Below are 24,285 nucleotides of genomic sequence, written 5' to 3' on the forward strand. Positions count from 1 at the left end.
ACGACTTATGGCTTATCAATCTCAAGACATTATCCGTCGTTCCGCGACTAACGGTTTCACGCCCGCGCCTCAGGCGCGGGACCACCAGCAGGAAGTGGCGAAGCTGATCGACGTGACCACCTGTATCGGCTGTAAAGCCTGTCAGGTGGCCTGCTCTGAGTGGAACGACATCCGTGACGAAGTGGGTCACAACGTCGGGGTGTACGACAACCCGGCAGACCTGACCGCCAAGTCCTGGACGGTAATGCGTTTCTCGGAAGTGGAGCAGAACGACAAGCTGGAATGGCTTATCCGCAAAGACGGCTGTATGCACTGCGCGGATCCGGGCTGCCTGAAGGCGTGTCCGTCAGAAGGGGCTATCATTCAGTATGCCAACGGCATCGTCGACTTCCAGTCCGAGCAGTGCATTGGCTGCGGCTACTGCATCGCGGGCTGTCCGTTCGACGTGCCGCGCATGAACCCGGAAGACAACCGCGTCTATAAATGTACGCTGTGCGTAGACCGCGTAAACGTCGGCCAGGAGCCAGCGTGCGTGAAGACCTGCCCAACCGGCGCTATCCACTTTGGCTCCAAAGAGGATATGAAAACGCTGGCGGCAGAGCGCGTGGGCGAGTTGAAAACCCGTGGTTACGACAACGCGGGCCTGTACGATCCGGCCGGGGTTGGCGGTACGCACGTGATGTACGTGCTGCACCACGCCGACAAGCCGAATCTGTATCACGGCCTGCCGGAGAACCCGGAAATCAGCGCCACCGTGAAGTTCTGGAAAGGCATCTGGAAACCGCTGGCCGCGGTGGGCTTTGCTGCCACCTTCGCAGCGAGTATCTTCCACTACGTCGGCGTTGGTCCGAACCGTGCGGAAGAGGAAGACGACAACCTGCATGAAGAGAAAGACGAGGTGCGCAAATGAGAAAACGTGACACCATCGTGCGCTACACCGCGCCGGAACGCATCAACCACTGGGTCACCGCCTTCTGCTTCATGCTGGCGGCGATAAGCGGGCTGGGGTTCTTCTTCCCCTCCTTCAACTGGCTGATGCAGATCCTGGGCACGCCGCAGCTGGCGCGCATCCTTCACCCGTTCGTGGGTGTGGTGATGTTTGCCTCGTTTATCATCATGTTTTTCCGCTACTGGCACCATAACCTAATCAATCGGGATGATATCTTTTGGGCGAAGAATATTCGTAAGATCGTCGTCAACGAGGAAGTAGGTGATACCGGGCGTTATAACTTCGGCCAGAAATGCGTATTCTGGGCGGCGATTATCTTCCTGGTCCTGTTGCTGGTGAGCGGCGTGATCATCTGGCGTCCGTACTTTGCGCCTGCTTTCTCAATCCCGGTGATCCGATTTGCGCTAATGCTGCATTCATTTGCCGCAGTGGCGTTAATTGTGGTTATCATGGTGCATATTTACGCCGCCCTCTGGGTGAAAGGCACCATTACCGCGATGGTGGAAGGATGGGTAACCAAAACGTGGGCGAAGAAACATCACCCGCGCTGGTACCGTGAAGTCCGCCAGAAACAGGAAAAGTCATCTGAATGAGTATTCGCATAATCCCGCAAGATGAGCTGGGGTCGAGCGAGAAACGTACGGCGGAGTATATTCCGCCGTTGTTATTCCCCAGACTCAAGAACCTCTACAACCGCCGCGCAGAGCGTCTGCGCGAGCTGGCAGAGAACAACCCGCTGGGCGATTTTCTGCGTTTTGCCGCGCTGGTCGCCCATGCGCAGGAGGTGGTGCTGTACGACCACCCGCTGCAAATGGACCTGACCGCGCGCATCAAAGAAGCTAACGAGCAGGGCAAGCCGCCGCTGGATATTCACGTCCTGCCGCGCGACAAACACTGGCATAAGCTGCTGCATTCGCTGATTGCCGAGCTGAAGCCGGAAATGAGCGGCACGGCGCTGGCGGTCATTGAAAATCTGGAAAAAGCGTCCGAACAAGAGCTGGAAGAGATGGCGAGCGCGCTGTTTGCCTCCGACTTCTCGCTGGTCAGCAGCGATAAAGCGCCGTTTATCTGGGCCGCGCTGTCGCTCTACTGGGCGCAAATGGCGAGCCTGATCCCGGGCAAAGCCCGCGCCGAATACGGCGAAGCGCGCCAGTTCTGCCCGGTCTGCGGCTCAATGCCGGTCTCCAGCATGGTGCAGATTGGGACCACGCAGGGGCTGCGCTACCTGCACTGCAATCTGTGTGAAACCGAGTGGCACGTGGTGCGCGTGAAGTGCAGCAACTGCGAGCAGACTCGCGATCTCAACTACTGGTCGCTGGAAAATGAAGACGCGGCGGTGAAAGCCGAAAGCTGCGGCGACTGCGGCACCTACCTGAAGATTCTGTATCAGGAAAAGGACCCGAAAGTCGAAGCGGTGGCGGACGATCTCGCCTCGCTGATTCTGGATGCGAAGATGGAGCAGGAGGGCTTTGCCCGCAGCTCGATCAACCCGTTCCTGTTCCCGGGTGAAGGGGAGTAATCTCCTGTGAGAGTGCCGGGCGGCGCGAGCTTGCCCGGCCTACACCTGGTAAGGCGTAAGGACCTCGTCAATACCCGCAAAATCTTTCGTGTTGCGAGAAATCAACGGACATTTTCTGCTCTGCGCTGTAGCCAGGATGATAGCATCAGGCAGTTTCATCCCATGCTTCTCACGTAGTAAAACGCTTCTTTCCGCGATATCCCGAGACACATCAATAATTTCAAAAGCGCCCATCACGGCTGCCGTTTTCGCTTCATGACCATGCCTGCGAGCGCCCACCATCACTTCCATCCAGGTAATTAAGCTGATGGCACGATGCGACGCGGTATGCTCAATCGCATCCGCAGCTTCAACACGGTTGTTGAAGAGATCAATGAGAATATTGGTATCAAACACTGCCATGTGCTCCATGATTACCACTCCTCACGCAGCTTGCGTTCATACTCAAGCCCGTCCTCTTTTCTGTCTCCCCACAGACCAAGCGCATTTCGGATAACAGAAGAACTCTGCTGGTCGAGATACAGCTCAATCGCTTCGCGAAGCAGTTCAGCACGTGGTTGATTTCGCAATTGCTTGAGGTTATCCAAACGTTGAATCACGTCATCAGACAAATCGATCAGTATTCTGCCCATATCAAGGTCCGCCAAAAGACTCATATATCACCTTAGTATATCATCTGCGGTTAATTTTCAGGCAATATATCCACATTAAAAACAGAGTTAAAGGGCATAGCCAAGGTAGTTGCAGGTTTTGCGAGCCGCTTTCCAGAATGTTCACACCCGCAAATTTCTCTGTTTTCATCTGCCGTAAACCAGGCTATAAAGCTGTATATAAACACAGTGTAAGGACGTAGCCATGGCGCTGGAAAAGGGTATTAAAAAGCTTGTTCAGGATTTTATTGCGGCAGGACGGCCCTCCCCGCGAAAGCAAAGTATTGATGACCGCAGAGCCGGGTACATTGCGAGCACAGAACTTGCCGGTGAGACTGAAAATCGCGTCCTTGTTGAAACGCTCGTTCTTGAGGAGATGACCTTTCGGGTGTTTTCACCTCTCAATGCACCCGAAACCTTACCTGCAGCCATCTACTATCACGGCGGTTGTTTTGTCAGCGGTGGGTTTGAAACGCATGATAATCAGCTTCGCCAGCTGGCGTTTAAAGGCAACTGCCGTATCGTTGCGGTGCAGTACCGGCTTGCGCCAGAACATCTTTTCCCCGCCGCACATGACGACGCTGAAAGAGGGGCAGAGATAGTTTGGCAGTATGCCGACAGGCTTGGGGTTAACAGAAACCGGATAACCCTTTGCGGAGACAGTGCAGGGGCACATCTGGCGCTGGTGACGTCGCTGCGGCTCAAAGCGAAAGGTGTCTGGCAACCAGCACAGCTGATCCTGATCTACCCAATGCTCGACGCGACGGCTCGTTTTGAAAGCTATATTCTCAACGGCGCGGATTATGTCATCACTCGCGACACCCTGCTCAGCGGGTATGAAAAGTATCTGGCCAGCACCGATCGCCAACATCCAGAAGCCAGCCCACTGTGGCGGGATGATTTTTGCGGACTTCCGCCAGTGCATATTGTTACCGCTGAGTATGATCCGCTCTGTGATGAGGGCGAGATGCTGTATCGGCATCTTTCAGAGCAGGGGGTGACGTGCACGGCCCAACGGTGGCTGGGTGTGATACACGGTTTCTTTCAGCTTGGCGGCGTGAGTCAGTCGGCGAGGGACGTGATGCGGGATATCGCCTGGCGGATCAGTGCCGCCCGGCGATAAAAACGGAAGAGACTACTCCTCCTCGTTCCCACCCTCTTCATAAGCGCCATACGGCTTCGCAGGAAGAACGATATAGGTTCCTTCAAACACCGCGCCCGGCGTTTCATCGCCGAACAACTCAACCTGCATCTGCACGCGCGCTTTGCGGCCACGTGCCAGACGATCAAGATCGCCGCCCAGCGCGCCCAGGTCAGCCACCGCGCTCGGCTTGCCGCTGATCGGCGCGCTGTAGCGAATGTGGGCATCGGCCAGAATAATGGTGCCGCCAAGATGCCGCTCGCGCAGCATTAGCCAGATCAGCCCCCAGCCGGTGAGCGTCGCCAGGGAAAACAGGCTGCCGGCAAACAGGGTGTGGTGAGGGTTCTGATTGCCGGTTTCCGGCATGGTGGTAATGAATTTTTGCCCGGTGTACTGCTGAATACGCACGCCCATCTTTTCACTCAGAGGGATGTGTTCATACCAGGCCTGCTGCAGCTGCCCGCACCAGTCCGCGCGATGAAGAATATCGTCCAGCGTGGCGATGGGTTTGATCATCAAAAAGTGGCGAATCGGCGTGGTTTGCGGAGCGGTGATTTCACCCTGGTTAACAAAACCGAGTTTGGCAAAAAACTCCACGGCATCTTCCCGGGCGCTACAGGTGACGCGCTTAACGCCTTCCTGACGGGCGACGGACTCCAGCGTCATCGCCATTAGCGTCCCCAGCCCTTTATCCTGCACGGAAGGGTGAACCGCCATAAAACGAATCGACGCTTCGTTATCAGCGTTGATATACAGTCGCCCGACGGCGACGAGGTTGCCCTCTTCGTCCATCACCATCTGATGATGGGCCATCGCATCCCAGGCGTCGCGTTCAGATCCTTTTGGCTGATGCAGTGGCTTGCGCAGCATTTCCCAGCGGAACTGGTAATACGCTTCTAACTCTTCTTCCGTTTGCGGTACTCGAAGGTGATACATAGCTGTACTCTCTCTTGTTACCCGCGGCCACGCCGCCAGTTGGCTCATACCTGAAGCCAGAATGTGACGGGGCCATCGTTCACCAGCGAGACCTGCATATCTGCAGCGAATCGTCCGGTTTGCGTATTCATTTCCTGTTGGCGACAACGCTCAACAAAGTATTCGTAAAGTGCTTCTGCACGATCCGGCGCGGCGCCTTTAGAGAAACTTGGGCGCATGCCGCGCTCGGTATCCGCTGCCAGCGTAAACTGGGAAACCACCAGCACGCTGCCGCCCGCCTGCTGGACGTTCAGATTCATCTTGCCTTCCGCATCGCTGAATATGCGGTAGCCCAGCACGCGCTCGCATAAGCGGTTCGCTTTTTGTTCGTCATCATCCTTTTCGACACCTAACAACACCAAAAGTCCTGGGCCAATTTCACCCGTCACCTCTCCCTCCACGGTGACGCTGGCACGGGTTACGCGCTGTATCAATGCAATCATGGTTGGTCTGCTTCTAATTGTTTTTCAGCTTCTGCTGCTTTTTTAAGTTCGCGGTATACGCCGAGAGTGACAGTTATTTCGGCACCAAGCAAGACGATACACCAGGTCCAGTAAACCCAGACAAATAAAATGGGGATCACCGCCAGCACGCCGTAAATCAGCTGATAAGACGGGAACATGGTGATGTAAAGCGCGAATCCTTTCTTGCCCAGCTCGAAGAGGACGGCTGCGACCAGCGCACCCACGATGGCATCACGGTTAGGTACGCGCGTCGTCGGCACCACGCTGTAAAGCAGCCAGAATGAGAGCCACGATAAAATGAGCGGGAAAATGCGCAGAACGTTATCAATCACGCTGTTTAAGTCACTCGCCCAGCGCAGAGAAAGAAGATAGGAACTTATCGCCAGGCTCGCCCCCGCCAGCAGCGGACCGAGGGTCAAAATCATCCAGTACACGGCAAAGGAGTAAACCTTAGGACGGATTTTTTTGCTTCGCCAGATGGTGTTGAGAGCACTGTCGATGGAATACATCAAAAGCAGCGCCGTGACGATGAGGCCGCAGGCGCCCACCGCCGTCATCTTGCTGGAGTTGGCGACAAACTGCTCAATATAGTTCTGAATAACGTCGCCGGTGGCCGGAATGAAGTTTGCAAAAACAAAATGACGAAGCTGCAAGCTGACATCTGCAAACATCGGAAACGCGGAAAACAGGGCAAAGATGACCGCCACCAGCGGCACCAATGAGAGCAACGACACATAGGCGAGATTCCCCGCCAGCGTCGTCATGTTGTCCTCATCAATGCGGTGCCAGAGCAGCTTCAGCCATGCCCGGAGCGGCCGAGTATGGTGCGTGGCTTTTTGATGAACGGTTTTTAGCATAACTGCTTCGCAAAATAGTTCGGTATCGTCTCTTTTCCGGTCACCAGAATTGACGTGATACCTAACTGGTTAGCTCCCTCTATATTATCGGCGTTGTCGTCGAAAAAGACCGCATCGGCCGCGGAGAATCCTTCTTCCTGCAGAACCGCCTGATAAATACGCGCTTCAGGCTTGCGCATGCCCATCTCCTGGGAGAGATAAATTTTATCTGCTGCCGCGTGGATCTCCGGGTATTCATCCGGCCAGAAGGTGGTATGCAGGCGGTTGGTATTCGACAGCACCACCACGCGATGCCCCTGCTCGCGCAGTTTATGCATGATGTCGATCACTTCGGGGCGGATCGCGACAAATATGGCCTGCCAGCCGTGGGAAAACTGCTCATAGCTTAACGAGAGACCCATTTCCTGGCAGAAACGCTCTGCGAACGTTTCATCGCTGATCTCACCGCGCTCGTGCAGATGGAAAGTGTCGCCCATCGCGAAATTCTGCTTTAACGTCGCCAGCGGAACACGGCTAAAATCGCTCCATGCGCCCAGCACCCGGTTAAAATCGATATCGACGATTACATTTCCTAAGTCAAAGATATAAAGCATGTTTATCTCCTTTCGCCGTGGAAAAGTAACTGTAGCGGGAAAGAGTAACTTTAGCTATGCGCCAGATTCAGCTTAGAGAAAGGAAAGGCCCGAATAGGCATATCGGGCCATCAGAAGGTCAGCCAGCCTGCTGCTCTTCTCCGGAATTGACTTCAACAACCTCAACCTTGCTGGATTTAAGGTGGTTTTGCAGCGCCGAGCCGGGCAGTTCGTCGGTGAACAGCGCCGTTGCCTGCGCCACGTTGCCGATTTCAACCGCCGCGGAGGCGTGGTATTTCGTATGATCGGCCGCCAGCAAAATGTGGCGAGAGTGGGCCATCATGGTTTTCACCACGCTGGCTTCATTCACGTCAAACTCCATCATCGCGCCGTCGTGCTCAATCGCCCCGACGCTGGTCACAAGATAGTCCGCCCGAAAACCAGACACAAACGCCGTCGCCGCAGGCCCGATAATGCCGCCGTTGTGCGGGCGCAGCGTGCCGCCCGGCACCATCACTTCAAAGCGCGGGTTCTTATACAGAATATGCGCCACCCGCAGGCTGTTAGTGATGATGCGCAGATGATTATGGTTAAGCAGTGCCCGGGCAACGTGCTCTACGGTCGTGCCGATCGTAATAAAAATAGTTGAGCCGTCGGGAATATAGTCCGCAATGGCTTCGGCAATCGCCCGCTTCTCTTCGGTAAGCGACACTTCGCGCTGTTCGAACGCCGTGTTCACCACGCTGGATGCCCTGCCCGCGCCGCCGTGATGACGCGTGATCAGCCCCTGCTCGCTGAGCTTACGGATATCCCGGCGCACCGTTTGCGTCGACACGTCCAGCAGCTGCGCCAGTTCATCAATGTTCATATAGCCGCGATCGGCAATCAGCGTCAGCAGCTGATCGTGACGCGGGTTGCCGGTCAGTTCGGTAAGGCTCATGGGCTGTCCTCTGAAAACCATCACGCTCCGCATTTTATACAAAAAGTGACAAAAAAGAGCGGGTTTGATCACAGTCGGGTATACCCGCGCGCCCGCCGGGCTTTGTGCATTTCAGGGCTGCGACGGCGCTGGCAAAACGCACGGCGTCTGCGGCGGTGGATTGCTGCCCCAGGCTGAACGCCAGCGCGCCGTGGAAAACGTCGCCCGCGCCGGTGGTATCCACCACGTTCACCTCAAAGCCGGATTGATGACACAAGGCGCCGTTTTCCAGCCAGTAGCAGCCGTCTCGCCCCTGAGTGACATACACATGTCCATTTGTGAGCGTTTGTGCTTTTTTAAGGGCATCTTCTGCTTTATCCAACTGAGTTAGTCGCCGCAGGCCCGGCGCGGAGAAGGCCGCGTGGTCACTTAAGGCTATCAGCTCCGCGATGTCCTGCGGGGTAACGTCGGCATCAAGCAAAGTAGGAACGCCCTGCTGACGGGCCAGGGTAAACGCCTGTTTTGCCCCGTCATGCCAGCGCACGTCTGCTAACACGATATCCCATTGCGAGAAGTCAATGTCACACAGCCAGTCTGCCGTGGCAGGGAGATCGGGGCTGGGATAATTCGCTATAACGCGCTCCCCGCAGCCATCCACCAGCACCGCCGACTGTGACGAACGGGCTCCCCTAAACACGCGCGTAAAGCGGGTATTCACCCCCAGGGATTCCAGCTCCGCGAGCAGGCGTTTTCCGGTATCGTCGTCACCCACACGGCCAATAAAATCCACTTTCGCCCCCAGTTTTGCCGCAGCCACCGCCGCAGTCGCCGCCGGACCGCCGCCCACTTCGGTATAGTCTTTTGCGACATATTTCCCACCTTCCTTCGGTAAATCATCGAGATACCAGATGCGATCCAGCACGGTAATGCCGACACAAGCGATGCGAGTCATGGTGATTCCTTCTGCGATTTCTGATGCCTTCATTTTAATTTCATCAAATGTTTAAAAAGTGACCCGTGTCAATTTTTTGACTATAAATTACAAATACGATCAAAAACAGACAACGAAAACGCGCAGAAATTGACACGATGTGACAGGAGAGAGGCATGGCAGCAATCGCATTTATCGGTTTAGGGCAGATGGGCGCGCCAATGGCGAAAAATCTGCTGAAGCAAGGCCACCAGCTTCACGTCTTTGACGTGAACCCGCAGGCGGTGCAGGCGATGGTGGAGAGCGGCGCACGGGCGGCGGTAACGCCCGCGCAGGCCGCCACGGACGCCGAGTTTATCATCACCATGCTGCCAAACGGCGACCTGGTGCGCAGCGTACTGTTCGGTGAGCACGGCGTATGCGAAGGGTTATCCCGCGACGCGCTGGTCATTGATATGTCTACTATTCACCCGCTGCAAACCGACGCGCTGATCCGCGACATGGCTGAACGCGGCTTCAGCCTGATGGACGTGCCTGTCGGACGCACCTCAGACCATGCCATCGCCGGCACGCTGCTCCTGCTGGCAGGCGGCACCGCGCAGCAGGTGGAACGCGCCACCCCCGTCTTAATGGCGATGGGCAATGAGCTGATTAACGCCGGCGGGCCGAGCATGGGCATCCGCGTTAAGCTCATCAATAACTACATGAGCATCGCCCTGAACGCGCTTTCCGCCGAGGCGGCCGTGCTGTGTGAAGCGCTTGGCCTCTCCTTTGACGTGGCGCTCAAGGTGATGAGCGGCACGCCTGCGGGTAAAGGCCACTTCACCACCTCATGGCCGAACAAGGTGTTGAAAGGCGATCTTTCCCCGGCCTTCATGATCGACCTTGCGCATAAAGATCTGGGGATCGCCCTGGACGTGGCTAACCAGCTCCACGTTCCGATGCCGCTGGGCGCGGCGTCCCGCGAAGTTTATAACCAGGCTCGCGCCGCCGGGCGCGGGCGCGAAGACTGGACGGCCATTCTTGAACAGGTTCGCGCATCTGCCGGGCTGAAAAAATCACACTGATACGAAAGGACTGAGGAATGACGATGTACACCCTGAAAGATATCACCCGACCTTCCGGCGGTTTTGCAATGCTGGCCGTGGATCAGCGCGAAGCGATGCGCCTGATGTTTGCCGCCGCAGGCGCGCCGGTGCCGGTAACCGACCAGCACCTGACGGATTTTAAGGTCAACGCGGCGAAGATTCTGTCGCCGTACGCCTCTGCCATTCTCGTCGACCAGCAGTTCTGCTATCGCCAGATTGTGGAGCAGCAGGCCGTAGCCAACAGCTGCGCGATGATTGTGGCGGCCGACGAGTTTATTCCGGGGAACGGTATTCCGGTCGACAGCGTGGTGATCGACAAAAGCATCGACGCCCAGGCGGTCAAACGCGACGGCGGCAAGGCGCTCAAGCTGCTGGTGCTGTGGCGTAGCGATGAAGATCCGCAGCAGCGCCTGGAGATGGTGAAAGCGTTCAATACGCTGTGCCACGACAACGGGCTGCTGAGCATTATCGAGCCTGTGGTGCGTCCGCCGCGTCGCGGAGCCGAATTTAACCGCGAACAGGCGATTATCGATGCGGCTAAAGAGCTGGGCGACAGCGGTGCCGACCTTTACAAGGTGGAGATGCCGCTGTTCGGCAAGGGCACCCAGCAGGAACTGCTGGCGGCCTCGCAGAAGCTGAACGAGAACATCGCCATGCCGTGGGTGATCCTCTCGTCCGGCGTGGACGATAAGCTGTTCCCGCGCGCCGTGAGCGTGGCGATGCAGGCTGGGGCATCGGGCTTTTTAGCCGGTCGCGCCGTCTGGTCCTCGGTGATTGGCCTGCCGGATACTGAAATGATGCTGCGTGACGTCTCTGTGCCGAAACTGCAGCGTTTGGGTGAGATCGTCGACGAAATGATGGCTCGCCGCTAAGAAAGGACCCGAACATGAAATGGTTTAACACCCTGAGCCATAACCGCTGGCTCGAACAAGAGACCGACCGCATTCTCGATTTCGGTAAAAACGCCGCCGTGCCGACCGGGTTCGGCTGGCTGGGTAATAACGGCCAGGTGCGCAGCGATATGGGCACCCATCTGTGGATCACCGCCCGCATGCTGCACGTATACGCCGTTGCCGCAAACATGGGGCGTCCCGGCGCGTATGCCCTGGTTGAGCACGGTATTAACGCCCTCAACGGCCCGCTGCGCGACAGCCAGCACGGCGGCTGGTATGCCTGCGTCAACGATGAGGGCGTGGTCGACGCCTCCAAGCAGGGTTATCAGCACTTCTTCGTGCTGCTGGGTGCGGCGAGCGCCGTGACCACCGGCCACCCGCAGGCTCGCCCTCTTCTCGACGAAGCGATTGCGGTGATCGAACGCTATTTCTGGAGCGAAGAGGAGCAGATGTGCCTCGAGTCCTGGGATGAAGCCTTCAGCAAAACGGAAGATTACCGCGGCGGTAACGCCAACATGCACGCCGTGGAAGCCTTCCTGATTGTCTATGACGTGACCCACGACCGCAAATGGCTCGACCGCGCCCTGCGCATCGCCTCGGTGATTATTCACGACGTAGCGCGCAAAGGTGAGTATCGCGTTAACGAGCATTTCGACACCGACTGGAACCCGATCCGCGATTACAACATCGATAACCCTGCCCACCGCTTCCGCGCCTACGGCGGCACGCCGGGACACTGGATTGAGTGGGGCCGCCTGATGCTGCACCTGCGCGCCGCGCTGGAAGCGCGCTTTGAAACCCCGCCGGAATGGCTGCTGGAAGATGCGAAAGGCCTGTTCCACGCCACCATCCGCGACGCCTGGGCACCCGACGGGGCCGATGGATTTGTCTACTCCGTGGGCTGGGACGGCAAGCCAATCGTCCGCGAACGCGTGCGCTGGCCGATCGTCGAGGCGATGGGCACGGCCTATGCCCTCTATACCGTGACCGGTGAGGCGCAGTACGAGGCCTGGTATCAGAAGTGGTGGGATTACTGCATCAAATACCTGATGGATTACGAAAACGGTTCATGGTGGCAGGAGCTGGACACAAATAACGAAGTGACCACCAAAGTCTGGGACGGTAAGCAGGATATTTACCATCTGCTGCACTGCCTGGTGATCCCCCGCCTGCCGCTGGCGCCGGGCTTAGCGCCTGCCGTCGCCGCCGGATTGCTGGACAGCCAGGCCAAATAATAAAGACGGAGTTTTTATGCGTACCCTACACAATATTGACCTGAAAAATAACGAACGTGGCTTTATTGACCTGAAAAATAACGAACGTGGCTTTACCCTGCGCTGGCAGGATCGCCTGATTTTGTCCCACTCTGAAGAAGCGCCTTGCCTGTGGATCGGAGCAGGCGAGGCCGATATCGAGATGTTTCGCGGCAATTTCAGCATTAAAGACAAGCTCAACGAAAAGATTGCCCTGACGGACGCGACCGTCACGCAGCAAAGCGCGGGCTGGGCGATCCGCTTTACCCGCGGCGATGCGGTAAGCGCGACGCTGCTGGTGGGCGTGGATGCGGAAGGCCGTCTGGAGCTGAAGCTGAAAAATGATGCTCCCGGCCACAACCGCATCTGGCTGCGGCTGGCGGCGCAGCCGGAAGATCATATCTACGGCTGCGGCGAGCAATTCTCGTACTTCGACCTGCGCGGCAAGCCGTTCCCGCTGTGGACCAGCGAGCAGGGCGTGGGCCGCAACAAGCAGACCTACGTCACCTGGCAGGCCGACTGCAAAGAGAACGCGGGCGGCGATTACTACTGGACCTTCTTCCCGCAGCCTACCTTCGTGAGCACCCAGAAGTACTACTGCCACGTGGATAACAGCTGCTACATGAACTTTGACTTCAGCGCCCCGGATTTCCACGAGCTGGCGTTCTGGGAAGATAACGCCACGCTGCGCTTCGAATGTGCACAAACCTACGTCGATCTGCTGGAAAAACTCACCGGCCTGCTGGGGCGCCAGCCTGAGCTGCCGGACTGGGTTTACGACGGCGTGACGCTGGGCATCCAGGGCGGCACCGAGGTGTGCCAGCAGAAGCTCGACGCCATGCGCGAGGGCGGCGTGAAGGTGAACGGCATCTGGGCGCAGGACTGGTCCGGCATCCGCATGACCTCCTTCGGCAAACGCGTGATGTGGAACTGGAAGTGGAACAGCGAGCTCTATCCGCAGCTTGACGAGCGGATCGGGCAGTGGAAGCAGGAGGGCGTACAATTCCTCTCCTATATCAACCCGTACGTCGCCAGCGATAAAGATCTCTGCGAAGAGGCGGCGAAACGCGGCTATCTGACCAAAAACGCCAACGGCGAGGACTACCACGTTGAGTTCGGCGAGTTCTACGCGGGCGTTATCGACCTGACCAACCCGGAAGCCTACGGCTGGTACAAAGAGGTCATCAAAAAGAACCTGATCGAACTGGGCTGCGGCGGCTGGATGGCCGATTTCGGGGAGTATCTGCCAACCGACACTTTCCTGCACAACGGCGTGAGCGCGGAGATCATGCATAACGCCTGGCCTGCCCTGTGGGCGAAATGTAACTACGACGCGCTGGAGGAGACCGGCAAGCTCGGGGAGATCCTGTTCTTCATGCGCGCGGGCTACACCGGCAGCCAGAAGCACTCAGTGATGATGTGGGCGGGGGATCAGAACGTTGACTGGAGCCTGGACGACGGTCTGGCGTCCGTCGTGCCCGCAGCGCTGTCGCTGGCGATGACCGGGCACGGCCTGCACCACAGCGACATCGGCGGCTATACCACCCTGTTCGAGATGAAGCGCAGCAAGGAACTGCTGCTGCGCTGGTGCGACTTCAGCGCCTTTACGCCGATGATGCGTACCCACGAGGGCAACCGCCCTGGCGACAACTGGCAGTTCGACGGCGATGCGGAAACCATCGCGCACTTCGCGCGCATGACCACCGTGTTCACCACCCTTAAGCCGTACATCAAAGCTGCGGTTGCGCAGAACGCGAAAAGCGGCCTGCCGGTGATGCGTCCGCTGTTCCTGCACTATGAGGACGACGCGCGCGCCTACACGCTGAAATACCAGTACCTGTTTGGCCGCGATCTGCTGGTGGCACCGGTTCATGAAGAGGGCCGCCGGGACTGGTCGCTCTATCTGCCGCAGGACAGCTGGGTCAATGCGTGGACCGGAGAAACCTGCCAGGGCGGTGACGTGACCGTAGATGCCCCGATCGGCAAGCCGCCGGTCTTCTATCGCCAGCACAGCGAATGGGCAGATCTGTTTAGCACCTTACGTGATATCTGATAAGGCTCGCCCGCAGGGAAACCTGCGGGCAGACGGAGAACAATAATGAGTCAACATACTTCCGATCCGGCAACCCTACGCCTGCCGTTTAAAGAAAAACTCGCCTACGGGATGGGCGATCTCGGCTCTAACATCCTGCTGGATATCGGCACGCTCTATTTGCTGAAGTTTTACACCGACGTGCTGGGGCTGCCGGGCACATACGGCGGGATTATCTTCCTGATTGCGAAGTTTTTTACCGCCTTCACCGATATGGGCACCGGGATCATGCTCGACTCCAGGCGCAAGATCGGCCCGAAAGGGAAATTCCGCCCGTTCGTGCTGTATGCCGCCTTCCCGGTGACCTTACTGGCGATTGCCAACTTCGTCGGTACGCCATTTGAGATGACCGGCAAAACGGTGATGGCGACGGTGCTGTTCATGCTGTACGGCCTGTTCTTCAGCATGATGAACTGCTCTTACGGCGCGATGGTGCCCGCCATCACCAAAAACCCGGACGAGCGCGCCTCGCTGGCGGCCTGGCGTCAGGGCGGCGCCACGCTCGGCCTGCTGCTCTGTACGGTGGGCTTTGTCCCGGTGATGAACCTGATTGAGGGTAACGACCAGCTTGGCTACATCTTTGCCGCCACCCTCTTCTCGCTGTTCGGGCTGTTCTTTATGTGGTGGTGCTATAAGGGCGTCACCGAGCGTTACGTCGAGACGCAGCCCGCTAACCCGGCGCAAAAGCCGGGGCTGCTGCAGTCGTTTCGCGCCATTGCCGGGAACCGCCCGCTGTTTATCCTGTGCATCGCGAACCTGTGCACGCTGGGCGCCTTTAACGTCAAACTCGCTATTCAGGTCTACTACACGCAGTACGTGCTGAACGACCCGATCCTGCTGTCGTACATGGGTTTCTTCAGCATGGGCTGTATTTTTATCGGCGTCTTTATGATGCCCGGCGCGGTGCGGCGCTTCGGCAAGAAAAAGGTCTACATCAGCGGGTTGGCAATTTGGGTGGCGGGCGATCTGCTCAACTACTTCTTCGGCGGCGGCTCGGTGAGCTTTGTGGCGTTTTCCTGCCTGGCGTTCTTCGGCTCCGCGTTCGTGAACAGTCTAAACTGGGCGCTGGTGTCCGATACCGTGGAATACGGCGAGTGGCGCACCGGCGTGCGCTCCGAGGGAACGGTCTACACCGGCTTTACCTTCTTCAGGAAGGTATCCCAGGCGCTGGCCGGCTTCTTCCCGGGGATCATGCTCACCCAGATCGGCTATGTGCCCAACGTGGTGCAGTCCGCCGGGACGGTTGAAGGGCTGCGGCAGCTGATATTTATCTACCCGAGCCTGCTGGCGGTCATCACCATCGTGGCGATGGGCTGCTTCTACAACCTCAACGAGAAGATGTATGTGCGCATCGTGGAAGAGATCGAACTGCGCAAACGTACGGCCTAAATGACGTGATAGAGCGCCCTGCGGGGCGCTCTGAGGATCGACCATGACATACAATACTGATCCGTTAACCCTGAAATTGAGCCTGCGAGAGAAGTGCGCCTACGGGATGGGCGATTTTGGCTCGAACCTGATGCTCTGTATTGGCACGCTGTATTTGCTGAAGTTTTACACCGATGAACTGGGGATGCCCGCGTTCTACGGCGGCATTATTTTCCTCGTCGCGAAGTTTTTCACCGCGTTTACCGACATGCTTACCGGGGTGCTGTTGGATTCCCGGCGAAACATCGGACCGAGGGGGAAGTTCCGGCCATTCATTTTGTATGCCTCCGTCCCGGTGGCGCTGGTTGCCACGGCGCAGTTTATGGCCAACGACTTTAGCCTGACGGTCAAAACGGCCCTCGCCACCGTGCTCTTCATGATGTTTGGGCTCTGCTACAGCCTGATGAACTGCGCCTACGGTGCGATGGTCCCTGCCATCACCAAAAACCCGAACGAGCGCGCGCAGCTTGCCGCGTGGCGTCAGGGCGGCGCAACGGTGGGGCTGTTACTCTGCACCGTCGGCTTTATGCCCATTCAGGCGCTGTTCGTCCACCAGCCCTCCCTCGGCTATCTGGTGGCTGCGCTGGTGTTCGTCACCGGCGGCCTGTTCTGCATGTGGTGGTGCTACAGCGGGGTGAAAGAACGCTACGTCGAGATAACGCCCGATCACCATAAGCCCGGCATTCTGAAATCGTTCTGCGCGATTTTCCGCAATCCGCCGCTGCTGGTGCTGTGCATTGCCAACCTGTGTACTCTCGCCGCGTTCAACATCAAGCTGGCGATTCAGGTCTATTACACCCAGTACGTGCTAAACGACCTGCATCTGCTGTCGTGGATGGGCTTTTTCAGCATGGGCTGCATTCTGATTGGCGTGTTTCTGGTGCCCGGCGCGGTGAAGCGCTTTGGCAAGAAGCCGGTCTATCTGGGCGGACTGGCGCTGTGGGCGGTGGGCGACGTGCTGAACTTCTTCTGGGGAACCAGCTCCCTGCTGTTCGTGCTGTTTTCCTGCATGGCCTTTTTCGGCACCGCGTTTGTGAACAGCCTGAACTGGGCGCTGGTGCCGGACACCGTCGATTACGGCGAGTGGAAAACCGGCATTCGCGCCGAGGGATCGGTTTATACCGGCTATACCTTCTCGCGCAAAATCTCCGCCGCTCTCGCCGGCTTCCTGCCCGGCATCATGCTGACCCAGATCGGCTACGTTCCTCATGCGGTGCAGAGCGCGGGCACGCTGCTGGGTTTGCGTCAGCTTATTTTCCTCTGGCCGTGCGGCCTGGCAATCGTCGCCGCCGTGAACATGGGGCTGTTTTATAAACTCAACGAAGCGCGCTTCGCCTTTATTATCGAGGAGATTGGAAAACGAAAAAAACAATCAGCGAATACCCCTGAGATAACACCCAACAATAAAGCGTCAGCAGTCACTTTATAACAATAAATCCGGCCAATATGTCCTTCCTGTTTAGCAGGAGGGAGGCCTTTCTGTACCTGATACATGGACAAATTATGAAAAGAGTCATTACCGTACTGATCGTGTCGTCTGTGTCCTGCCCGGTATTTGCCGGGGCCTATGTCGAAACCCGCGAAGCCTACAATACGGCTTCTGAGCTGCACGAGGTGATCCTGCGTGCGGGCTATAACTTCGATATGGGCGCGGGGCTGATGTTCACCAACGCCTACAACGTGGGCAAATGGGATGAGCTAAAGCACAGCTATAACGAAATAGAGGGGTGGTATCCCCTTTTTAAGCCGACCGACAAACTCACCTTCCAGCCGGGCGGGTTAATTAACGACAGCAGCGCCGGGTCCGGTGGCGCGGTTTATTTAGATACCAACTATAAATTCACGGACGGGTTTAATCTGACGTTCCGCTATCGCTATAACCATAACAATTACGATACGCCGGACTATAACGGGCAGATGGATAAGAACGACACGCACGAATTCGCCAACTACTGGAATTTCAAGGTGACGGATGCGTTTTTCTACACCTTTGAGCCGCACTTTTTCCAGCGGATAAATGATTACCACAGCAAAAATGGCAAAGACCATCACTGGGAAATTACCAACAAGTTCAGTTATAAGATCGACAGAAACTGGCTGCCGTACCTCGAACTCCAGTGGCTGGACAGATGGAATGATTACAACCGCGAGCAGTACAGGATCCGCCTGGGGTTACGTTATTCGTTCTAATAAAAAAGCCGCTGATTTCTCAGCGGCTTTTTTTACTACGGATTGACCGTATTAGTCTTCTTTCGCACCGCGCATAGCACGTTTACGATCGTTCTCGGTCAGGTGACGTTTACGGATACGAATTGACTGTGGAGTCACTTCTACCAGTTCGTCATCATCGATGAACTCCAGAGCCTGCTCCAGGGTCATCTTGATCGGTGGAACCAGAACCGTTGCTTCGTCAGTACCGGACGCACGCATGTTGGTCAGCTTCTTACCGGTCAGGCAGTTTACCGTCAGGTCGTTAGAACGGCTGTGAATACCGATGATCTGGCCTTCGTAAACTTCAGCACCGTGACCCAGGAACAGCTTACCGCGATCCTGCAGACCGAACAGCGCAAACGCAACCGCTTTACCCTGACCGTTGGAGATCAGTACGCCGTTGTTACGCTGGCCCACTTCGCCCGGACGAACGTCGTCGTAGTGGCTGAAGGTGGAGTACAGTAGGCCGGTACCGGAGGTCATGGTCATGAACTCAGAACGGAAGCCGATCAGGCCACGGCTTGGGATCACGTAGTCGAGACGTACGCGGCCTTTGCCGTCTGGATTCATGTTTTTCAGGTCGCCTTTACGCTCGCCCAGTGCCTGCATCACAGAACCCTGGTGCTGCTCTTCTACGTCCAGCGTTACGTTTTCGAACGGCTCTTGTTTACGGCCATCGATTTCGCGGAAGATTACTTTCGGACGGGAAACCGCCATCTCGAAACCTTCACGACGCATGTTTTCGATCAGAACAGACAGGTGCAGCTCACCACGACCGGAAACGCGGAATGCATCAGCGTCTTCGGTTTCTTCAACGCGCAGCGCAACGTTGTGCACCAGCTCTTTGTTCAGACGGTCAAGGATCTGACGAGAGGTAACGAACTTACCTTCTTTACCACAGAACGGAGAGGTGTTGACGTTGAAGAACATGGATACGGTTGGTTCATCAACGGACAGGGCTGGCAGCGCTTCGACGTTCTGCGGATCGCAGATGGTGTCGGAGATGTTCAGTTCACCCAGACCGGTGATCGCGATGATGTCGCCCGCTTCAGCGATGTCGCTCTCGATACGCTCAAGACCCAGGTGAGTCAGGACTTTACCGACTTTACCGTTACGGGTTTTGCCTTCGCTATCGATGATAGTGACCTGCTGGTTAGGCTTCACTTTACCGCGCTTGATACGGCCAATGCCGATTACGCCAACGTAGTTGTTGTAGTCGAGCTGGGAGATCTGCATCTGCAGGGTGCCTTCCAGGTCAACGTTTGGCGCAGGAACACGGTCAACAATCGCCTGATACAGCGGGGTCATGTCTTCAGCCATGTCTTCGTGGTCCAGACCTGCGATACCGTTCAGCGCAGAGGCGTAAACGATAGGGAAGTCCAGCTGCTCGTCGGTCGCGTCGAGGTTAACGAACAGGTCGAAGACCTGGTCAACAACCCAGTCAGGACGCGCGCCAGGGCGGTCAACTTTGTTGATAACAACGATTGGCTTCAGACCATGGGCAAAAGCTTTTTTGGTCACGAAGCGCGTCTGTGGCATTGGGCCATCCATTGCGTCAACGACCAGCAGAACGGAGTCTACCATGGACATTACACGTTCAACTTCACCACCGAAGTCGGCGTGCCCTGGGGTATCAACGATGTTGATACGGTAGTCATTCCATTTAATCGCGGTGTTTTTCGCGAGGATGGTAATCCCACGCTCTTTCTCCAAATCGTTGGAGTCCATCACGCGTTCTTGGGTTTCGGCACGCGCATCAAACGTACCGGATTGCTGCAGCAGCTTATCAACCAGGGTAGTTTTACCATGGTCAACGTGCGCGATGATGGCGATGTTACGCAAATTTTCGATCACAACTTTGCCTCAGGCATTTAGAAATAGCGCGTTATTGTACACGGATTAATCGCACTACAAAACAGGATCACAAACATCCCCCGCAAACAAGTATTGCAGAGATGCTTTGTGATCGCTTTCACGGAGCGGTAAAAGGGCACTTTAACGTAAATTGCACCAATATGGTGCTTAATGTTCACATTGAAGCACTATACTGGTGCAACAAATCCATCATGGTGCAGCCCTTTTGCACTATGGTGCGCATGATAACGCCTTTTTGGGGTGTTTTAAAAGTTGGCACAGATTTCGCTTTATAAAAAATACATGGCAACAGCCAGTACCAACAGAAATTGAAGACCTCGTTACCACGACGACAATGACCAATCTGGAGAGTTAAGTATGTCCGCTGAACACGTTTTGACGATGCTGAACGAACATGAAGTGAAGTTTGTTGATCTGCGCTTCACCGATACCAAAGGTAAAGAACAGCACGTCACAATCCCTGCTCATCAGGTGAACGCCGAATTCTTTGAAGAAGGCAAAATGTTTGACGGCTCCTCCATTGGTGGCTGGAAAGGCATTAACGAATCCGACATGGTTCTGATGCCAGACGCAACCACTGCGGTCATTGATCCGTTCTTCGAAGAACCAACCCTGATCATCCGCTGCGACATCCTCGAGCCAGGCACGCTGCAGGGCTACGACCGCGACCCACGTTCTATCGCTAAACGCGCTGAAGAGTACCTGCGTTCCACCGGCATCGCGGACACCGTTCTGTTCGGGCCAGAGCCAGAGTTCTTCCTGTTCGACGACATCCGCTTCGGTGCCTCTATTTCTGGCTCCCACGTGGCTATCGACGACATCGAAGGCGCATGGAACTCTTCCACCAAATACGAAGGTGGTAACAAAGGTCACCGTCCTGGTGTGAAAGGCGGTTACTTCCCGGTTCCTCCGGTCGACTCTGCACAGGATATCCGTTCCACCATGTGTCTGGTGATGGAAGAGATGGGCCTGGTTGTTGAAGCGCACCACCACGAAGTGGCGACTGCGGGTCAGAACGAAGTGGCAACCCGCTTCAACACCATGACCAAAAAAGCGGACGAAATTCAGATCTACAAATACGTTGTGCACAACGTTGCGCACCGTTTCGGTAAAACCGCGACCTTCATGCCAAAACCAATGTTTGGCGACAACGGTTCCGGTATGCACTGCCACATGTCTCTGTCCAAGAACGGTACCAACCTGTTCTCTGGCGACAAATATGCCGGTCTGTCCGAGCAGGCGCTGTACTACATCGGCGGCGTAATCAAACACGCTAAAGCGATCAATGCCCTGGCGAACCCAACCACTAACTCCTACAAGCGTCTGGTCCCGGGCTACGAAGCGCCAGTTATGCTGGCCTACTCTGCGCGTAACCGTTCTGCTTCTATCCGTATCCCGGTGGTGGCGTCTCCTAAAGCGCGTCGTATCGAAGTTCGCTTCCCGGATCCAGCGGCTAACCCATACCTGTGCTTCGCAGCGCTGCTGATGGCCGGTCTGGACGGTATCAAGAACAAGATCCACCCAGGCGAAGCGATGGACAAAAACCTGTACGACCTGCCGCCAGAAGAAGCGAAAGAGATCCCACAGGTTGCTGGCTCTCTGGAAGAAGCCCTGCAGGCGCTGGATGCAGACCGCGAGTTCCTGACTGCGGGTGGCGTATTCACTGACGACGCTATCGATGCTTACATCGCCCTGCGTACTGAAGAGAACGACCGCGTGCGTATGACTCCGCATCCGGTTGAGTTCGAACTGTACTACAGCGTTTAATTTAGTTGTTTTACCCGGCGTCAAAAGCGCCGGGGGTAGTTGCCGTGGAAACTTTTAGCCCATCTCCGGATGGGCTTTTTTCTCCACCAACAACCTGATCTCACGCGCTTTTTACGCCGAAACCGCTATACTGCACTAAAACAGTGCAACGACTCCAGGAGACTGCTGAATGGCAACTGGCACGCTGCCCGATGCTGGGCAGATCCTCAATTCTTTGATTAACAGCATCCTGCTGGTCGACGACGAGCTGGCCGTCCATTACGCCAACCCGGCGGCGCAACAGCTGCTCGCCCAGAGTTCACGCAAACTGTTTGGCACCCCGCTTCCTGAGTTGTTGAGCTATTTCTCGCTGAATATTGGCCTGATGCAGGAAAGTTTGCAGGCCGGTCAGGGGTTCACCGATAACGAAGTCACGCTGGTGATCGACGGGCGCTCACATATTCTTTCCCTTACCGCGCAACGTTTGCCGGAAGGACTGATCCTGCTGGAAATGGCGCCGATGGATAATCAGCGTCGCCTGAGCCAGGAGCAGCTTCAGCATGCGCAGCAAATTGCCGCCCGTGACCTGGTGCGCGGTCTGGCGCATGAAATCAAAAACCCGCTGGGTGGGTTACGCGGCGCGGCGCAGCTTCTGACCAAGGCGCTGCCCGATCCCGCGCTGGCGGAGTACACCAACGTCATCATTGAGCAGGCGGACCGCCTGCGTAACCTGGTCGATCGCCTGCTCGGGCCGCAGCAGCCGGGTATGCACGTTTCAGAAAGTATTCATAAAGTCGCTGAACGGGTGGTGAAGCTCGTCTCCATGGAGCTGCCGGAGAACGTCACGCTGGTGCGTGATTACGACCCAAGCCTGCCGGAACTGGCGCATGACCCGGACCAGATTGAGCAGGTTCTGCTGAATATTGTGCGCAATGCCCTGCAGGCGCTGGGGCCGGAAGGCGGCGAGATTATTTTACGCACCCGCACCGCCTTCCAGCTTACGCTGCACGGCGTGCGCTATCGTCTGGCGGCACGCATCGACGTTGAGGATAACGGGCCTGGCATTCCTTCTCATCTGCAGGACACCCTGTTCTACCCAATGGTAAGCGGGCGCGAAGGCGGTACGGGACTGGGCTTATCTATCGCCCGCAGCTTGATCGATCAGCACTCCGGAAAAATTGAATTTACCAGTTGGCCGGGACATACCGAGTTTTCGGTTTTCCTGCCGATTAAAAAATAAAGGTGACGTTTATGCAACGAGGGATAGTCTGGGTAGTCGATGACGATAGCTCCATCCGTTGGGTGCTTGAACGCGCGCTCACAGGGGCAGGTTTAAGCTGCACGACGTTTGAGAGCGGCAGCGAGGTGCTCGACGCACTCACCACCAAAACGCCGGACGTTCTGCTGTCGGATATTCGCATGCCGGGCATGGACGGACTGGCACTGTTAAAGCAGATCAAACAGCGCCATCCTATGCTTCCGGTCATCATAATGACGGCTCATTCCGACCTGGATGCCGCGGTGAGCGCCTATCAGCAAGGGGCATTCGATTATCTGCCCAAACCGTTCGATATCGACGAAGCGGTGGCGCTGGTTGAGCGCGCGATTAGCCACTACCAGGAGCAACAACAGCCGCGCCACGCGCCCGATTTTGGGCCAACCACTGACATCATCGGCGAAGCGCCGGCGATGCAGGACGTGTTTCGCATTATTGGCCGTCTGTCCCGCTCGTCCATCAGCGTGTTGATTAACGGAGAATCGGGTACAGGTAAAGAGCTGGTGGCGCATGCGTTACATCGCCACAGCCCGCGGGCAAAAGCGCCGTTTATCGCCCTCAATATGGCGGCGATCCCGAAGGATTTGATTGAGTCCGAGCTGTTCGGCCACGAAAAAGGGGCGTTTACCGGCGCGAATACCATTCGCCAGGGGCGCTTTGAGCAGGCTGACGGCGGCACGCTATTCCTGGACGAGATCGGCGATATGCCGCTGGACGTTCAAACTCGCCTGCTGCGCGTGCTGGCCGACGGGCAGTTTTACCGCGTGGGCGGCTATGCGCCGGTGAAGGTGGACGTGCGTATTATCGCCGCGACGCACCAGAACCTGGAGCTGCGCGTGCAGGAGGGCAAATTCCGTGAGGATTTATTCCATCGCCTGAACGTGATCCGCGTCCACCTGCCGCCGTTGCGCGAGCGTCGGGAAGATATCCCGCGCCTGGCGCGTCATTTCCTGCAGGTGGCGGCCCGCGAGCTGGGCGTGGAAGCCAAGCAGCTTCACCCGGAAACCGATGCCGCCCTCACCCGTCTGGCGTGGCCGGGCAACGTGCGCCAGCTGGAAAACACCTGCCGCTGGCTGACCGTGATGGCCGCCGGACAGGAAGTGTTGATTCAGGATCTCCCTGCCGAACTGTTTGAGGCCACCGCGCCCGAAAGCAGCACCGGGCACGCGCTGCCGGACAGCTGGGCAACGCTGCTGGCGCAGTGGGCCGACCGCGCGCTGCGTTCCGGTCATCAAAACCTGCTGTCTGAGGCTCAGCCAGAGATGGAGCGTACGCTGTTGACCACCGCGCTTCGTCATACGCAGGGCCATAAGCAGGAAGCCGCGCGCCTGCTGGGATGGGGGCGTAATACCCTGACGCGCAAGCTGAAAGAGCTGGGAATGGAGTGATCGTACCCCGCTGTGTAAAGGTTATTAATTGAGCGCAAATTGCCGTTATTTTGCGCTT

General features: G+C 56.8%; 23 protein-coding genes. 14 read left to right on the plus strand and 9 right to left on the minus strand.

From position 1 onward, the window contains the following. Positions 1–7 precede the first annotated feature (7 nt). From fdxH to fdhE, 3 genes are read left to right on the plus strand one after another with little or no spacing between them, the layout of a single operon-like run. A complete protein-coding gene (gene fdxH, locus APT89_RS20130; RefSeq protein ID WP_003861960.1) occupies positions 8–910 on the plus strand; it encodes a formate dehydrogenase subunit beta in 903 nt (300 codons plus the stop codon). Further along, the gene (fdoI, locus tag APT89_RS20135) at positions 907–1,542 is read left to right on the plus strand and encodes a formate dehydrogenase cytochrome b556 subunit (RefSeq protein ID WP_015569914.1); all 636 of its coding nucleotides are present in this window, start codon (positions 907–909) and stop codon (positions 1,540–1,542) included. Before fdxH ends, fdoI begins: the two co-directional genes overlap by 4 nt. Continuing rightward, positions 1,539–2,468 (plus strand): formate dehydrogenase accessory protein FdhE, encoded by a 930-nt coding sequence (gene fdhE, locus APT89_RS20140; protein WP_023323896.1) that lies wholly within the window; start codon positions 1,539–1,541, stop codon positions 2,466–2,468. Before fdoI ends, fdhE begins: the two co-directional genes overlap by 4 nt. A 39-nt stretch (positions 2,469–2,507) precedes the next feature. Here the strand turns inward: fdhE and APT89_RS20145 are convergent, their stop codons facing one another. Then, positions 2,508–2,879, minus strand: coding sequence for a type II toxin-antitoxin system VapC family toxin (locus tag APT89_RS20145; protein WP_077266491.1), 372 nt, complete (start codon positions 2,877–2,879; stop codon positions 2,508–2,510). Between the two features lie 2 nt (positions 2,880–2,881). Next, entirely contained in the window at positions 2,882–3,124 is a 243-nt protein-coding gene (locus APT89_RS20150) for a ribbon-helix-helix domain-containing protein (protein WP_060573391.1), read from the minus strand. Between the two features lie 199 nt (positions 3,125–3,323). Here APT89_RS20150 and APT89_RS20155 point away from each other — a divergent pair, with 199 nt between their 5' ends. Continuing rightward, positions 3,324–4,241 (plus strand): alpha/beta hydrolase, encoded by a 918-nt coding sequence (locus tag APT89_RS20155; protein WP_060573394.1) that lies wholly within the window; start codon positions 3,324–3,326, stop codon positions 4,239–4,241. A gap of 12 nt (positions 4,242–4,253) precedes the next feature. Here APT89_RS20155 and fabY read toward each other — a convergent pair whose 3' ends face one another. The 6 genes from fabY to APT89_RS20185 all read right to left on the minus strand — a co-directional run bounded on the left by fabY (position 4,254) and on the right by APT89_RS20185 (position 8,998). Then, on the minus strand, positions 4,254–5,195 hold the full coding sequence (gene fabY, locus APT89_RS20160; protein ID WP_028014875.1) for a fatty acid biosynthesis protein FabY: 942 nt from the start codon (positions 5,193–5,195) through the stop codon (positions 4,254–4,256). A 44-nt stretch (positions 5,196–5,239) separates the two neighbouring features. Beyond that, positions 5,240–5,677, minus strand: coding sequence for a D-aminoacyl-tRNA deacylase (gene dtd / locus APT89_RS20165; protein WP_008501836.1), 438 nt, complete (start codon positions 5,675–5,677; stop codon positions 5,240–5,242). After that, the gene (locus APT89_RS20170; protein ID WP_041911772.1) at positions 5,674–6,555 is read right to left on the minus strand and encodes a virulence factor BrkB family protein; all 882 of its coding nucleotides are present in this window, start codon (positions 6,553–6,555) and stop codon (positions 5,674–5,676) included. Before APT89_RS20170 ends, dtd begins: the two co-directional genes overlap by 4 nt. Beyond that, positions 6,549–7,148: a glucose-1-phosphatase gene (gene yihX, locus APT89_RS20175; protein ID WP_041911771.1), complete on the minus strand. Its 600-nt coding sequence runs from the start codon at positions 7,146–7,148 to the stop codon at positions 6,549–6,551. Before yihX ends, APT89_RS20170 begins: the two co-directional genes overlap by 7 nt. Positions 7,149–7,266: 118 nt before the next feature. After that, entirely contained in the window at positions 7,267–8,067 is an 801-nt protein-coding gene (locus APT89_RS20180; protein ID WP_000059683.1) for a DeoR/GlpR family DNA-binding transcription regulator, read from the minus strand. Positions 8,068–8,101: 34 nt separating this feature from the next. Beyond that, positions 8,102–8,998: a sugar kinase gene (locus tag APT89_RS20185; RefSeq protein WP_060573397.1), complete on the minus strand. Its 897-nt coding sequence runs from the start codon at positions 8,996–8,998 to the stop codon at positions 8,102–8,104. 155 nt (positions 8,999–9,153) lie between these two features. Here APT89_RS20185 and yihU point away from each other — a divergent pair, with 155 nt between their 5' ends. From yihU to ompL, 7 genes are all read left to right on the plus strand, one after another. After that, positions 9,154–10,044 (plus strand): sulfolactaldehyde 3-reductase, encoded by an 891-nt coding sequence (gene yihU / locus APT89_RS20190; protein WP_060573399.1) that lies wholly within the window; start codon positions 9,154–9,156, stop codon positions 10,042–10,044. A gap of 17 nt (positions 10,045–10,061) precedes the next feature. Continuing rightward, positions 10,062–10,937 (plus strand): sulfofructosephosphate aldolase, encoded by an 876-nt coding sequence (gene yihT, locus APT89_RS20195; RefSeq protein ID WP_060573401.1) that lies wholly within the window; start codon positions 10,062–10,064, stop codon positions 10,935–10,937. A 14-nt stretch (positions 10,938–10,951) separates the two neighbouring features. Then, on the plus strand, positions 10,952–12,193 hold the full coding sequence (yihS, locus tag APT89_RS20200) for a sulfoquinovose isomerase (protein ID WP_060573403.1): 1,242 nt from the start codon (positions 10,952–10,954) through the stop codon (positions 12,191–12,193). 16 nt (positions 12,194–12,209) lie between these two features. Continuing rightward, positions 12,210–14,264 (plus strand): alpha-glucosidase, encoded by a 2,055-nt coding sequence (locus tag APT89_RS20205; protein WP_060573405.1) that lies wholly within the window; start codon positions 12,210–12,212, stop codon positions 14,262–14,264. A 45-nt stretch (positions 14,265–14,309) separates the two neighbouring features. Beyond that, a complete protein-coding gene (locus tag APT89_RS20210; protein ID WP_022649848.1) occupies positions 14,310–15,692 on the plus strand; it encodes an MFS transporter in 1,383 nt (460 codons plus the stop codon). Positions 15,693–15,735: 43 nt separating this feature from the next. After that, a complete protein-coding gene (locus tag APT89_RS20215) occupies positions 15,736–17,160 on the plus strand; it encodes an MFS transporter (protein ID WP_060573407.1) in 1,425 nt (474 codons plus the stop codon). Positions 17,161–17,234: 74 nt separating this feature from the next. Then, entirely contained in the window at positions 17,235–17,921 is a 687-nt protein-coding gene (gene ompL, locus APT89_RS20220; RefSeq protein WP_060573409.1) for a porin OmpL, read from the plus strand. Positions 17,922–17,972: 51 nt separating this feature from the next. Here the strand turns inward: ompL and typA are convergent, their stop codons facing one another. Continuing rightward, positions 17,973–19,796 (minus strand): ribosome-dependent GTPase TypA, encoded by a 1,824-nt coding sequence (typA, locus tag APT89_RS20225; protein ID WP_028014891.1) that lies wholly within the window; start codon positions 19,794–19,796, stop codon positions 17,973–17,975. Between the two features lie 378 nt (positions 19,797–20,174). Here typA and glnA point away from each other — a divergent pair, with 378 nt between their 5' ends. From glnA to glnG, 3 genes are all read left to right on the plus strand, one after another. Continuing rightward, positions 20,175–21,584: a glutamate--ammonia ligase gene (glnA, locus tag APT89_RS20230; RefSeq protein WP_008501856.1), complete on the plus strand. Its 1,410-nt coding sequence runs from the start codon at positions 20,175–20,177 to the stop codon at positions 21,582–21,584. A 169-nt stretch (positions 21,585–21,753) separates the two neighbouring features. Next, positions 21,754–22,803, plus strand: a complete 1,050-nt coding sequence (gene glnL, locus APT89_RS20235; RefSeq protein ID WP_014172250.1) for a nitrogen regulation protein NR(II) — start codon at positions 21,754–21,756, stop codon at positions 22,801–22,803. An 11-nt stretch (positions 22,804–22,814) separates the two neighbouring features. Then, positions 22,815–24,227 carry a nitrogen regulation protein NR(I) gene (glnG, locus tag APT89_RS20240; protein ID WP_028014893.1) on the plus strand — a complete coding sequence of 471 codons (1,413 nt, stop codon included), beginning with the start codon at positions 22,815–22,817 and terminating at the stop codon, positions 24,225–24,227. Positions 24,228–24,285 lie beyond the last annotated feature (58 nt).

It is taken from the genome of Enterobacter sp. 50588862 (assembly GCF_001462935.1).
In the GTDB taxonomy this organism is placed as follows: Bacteria; Pseudomonadota; Gammaproteobacteria; order Enterobacterales; family Enterobacteriaceae; genus Enterobacter; species Enterobacter bugandensis.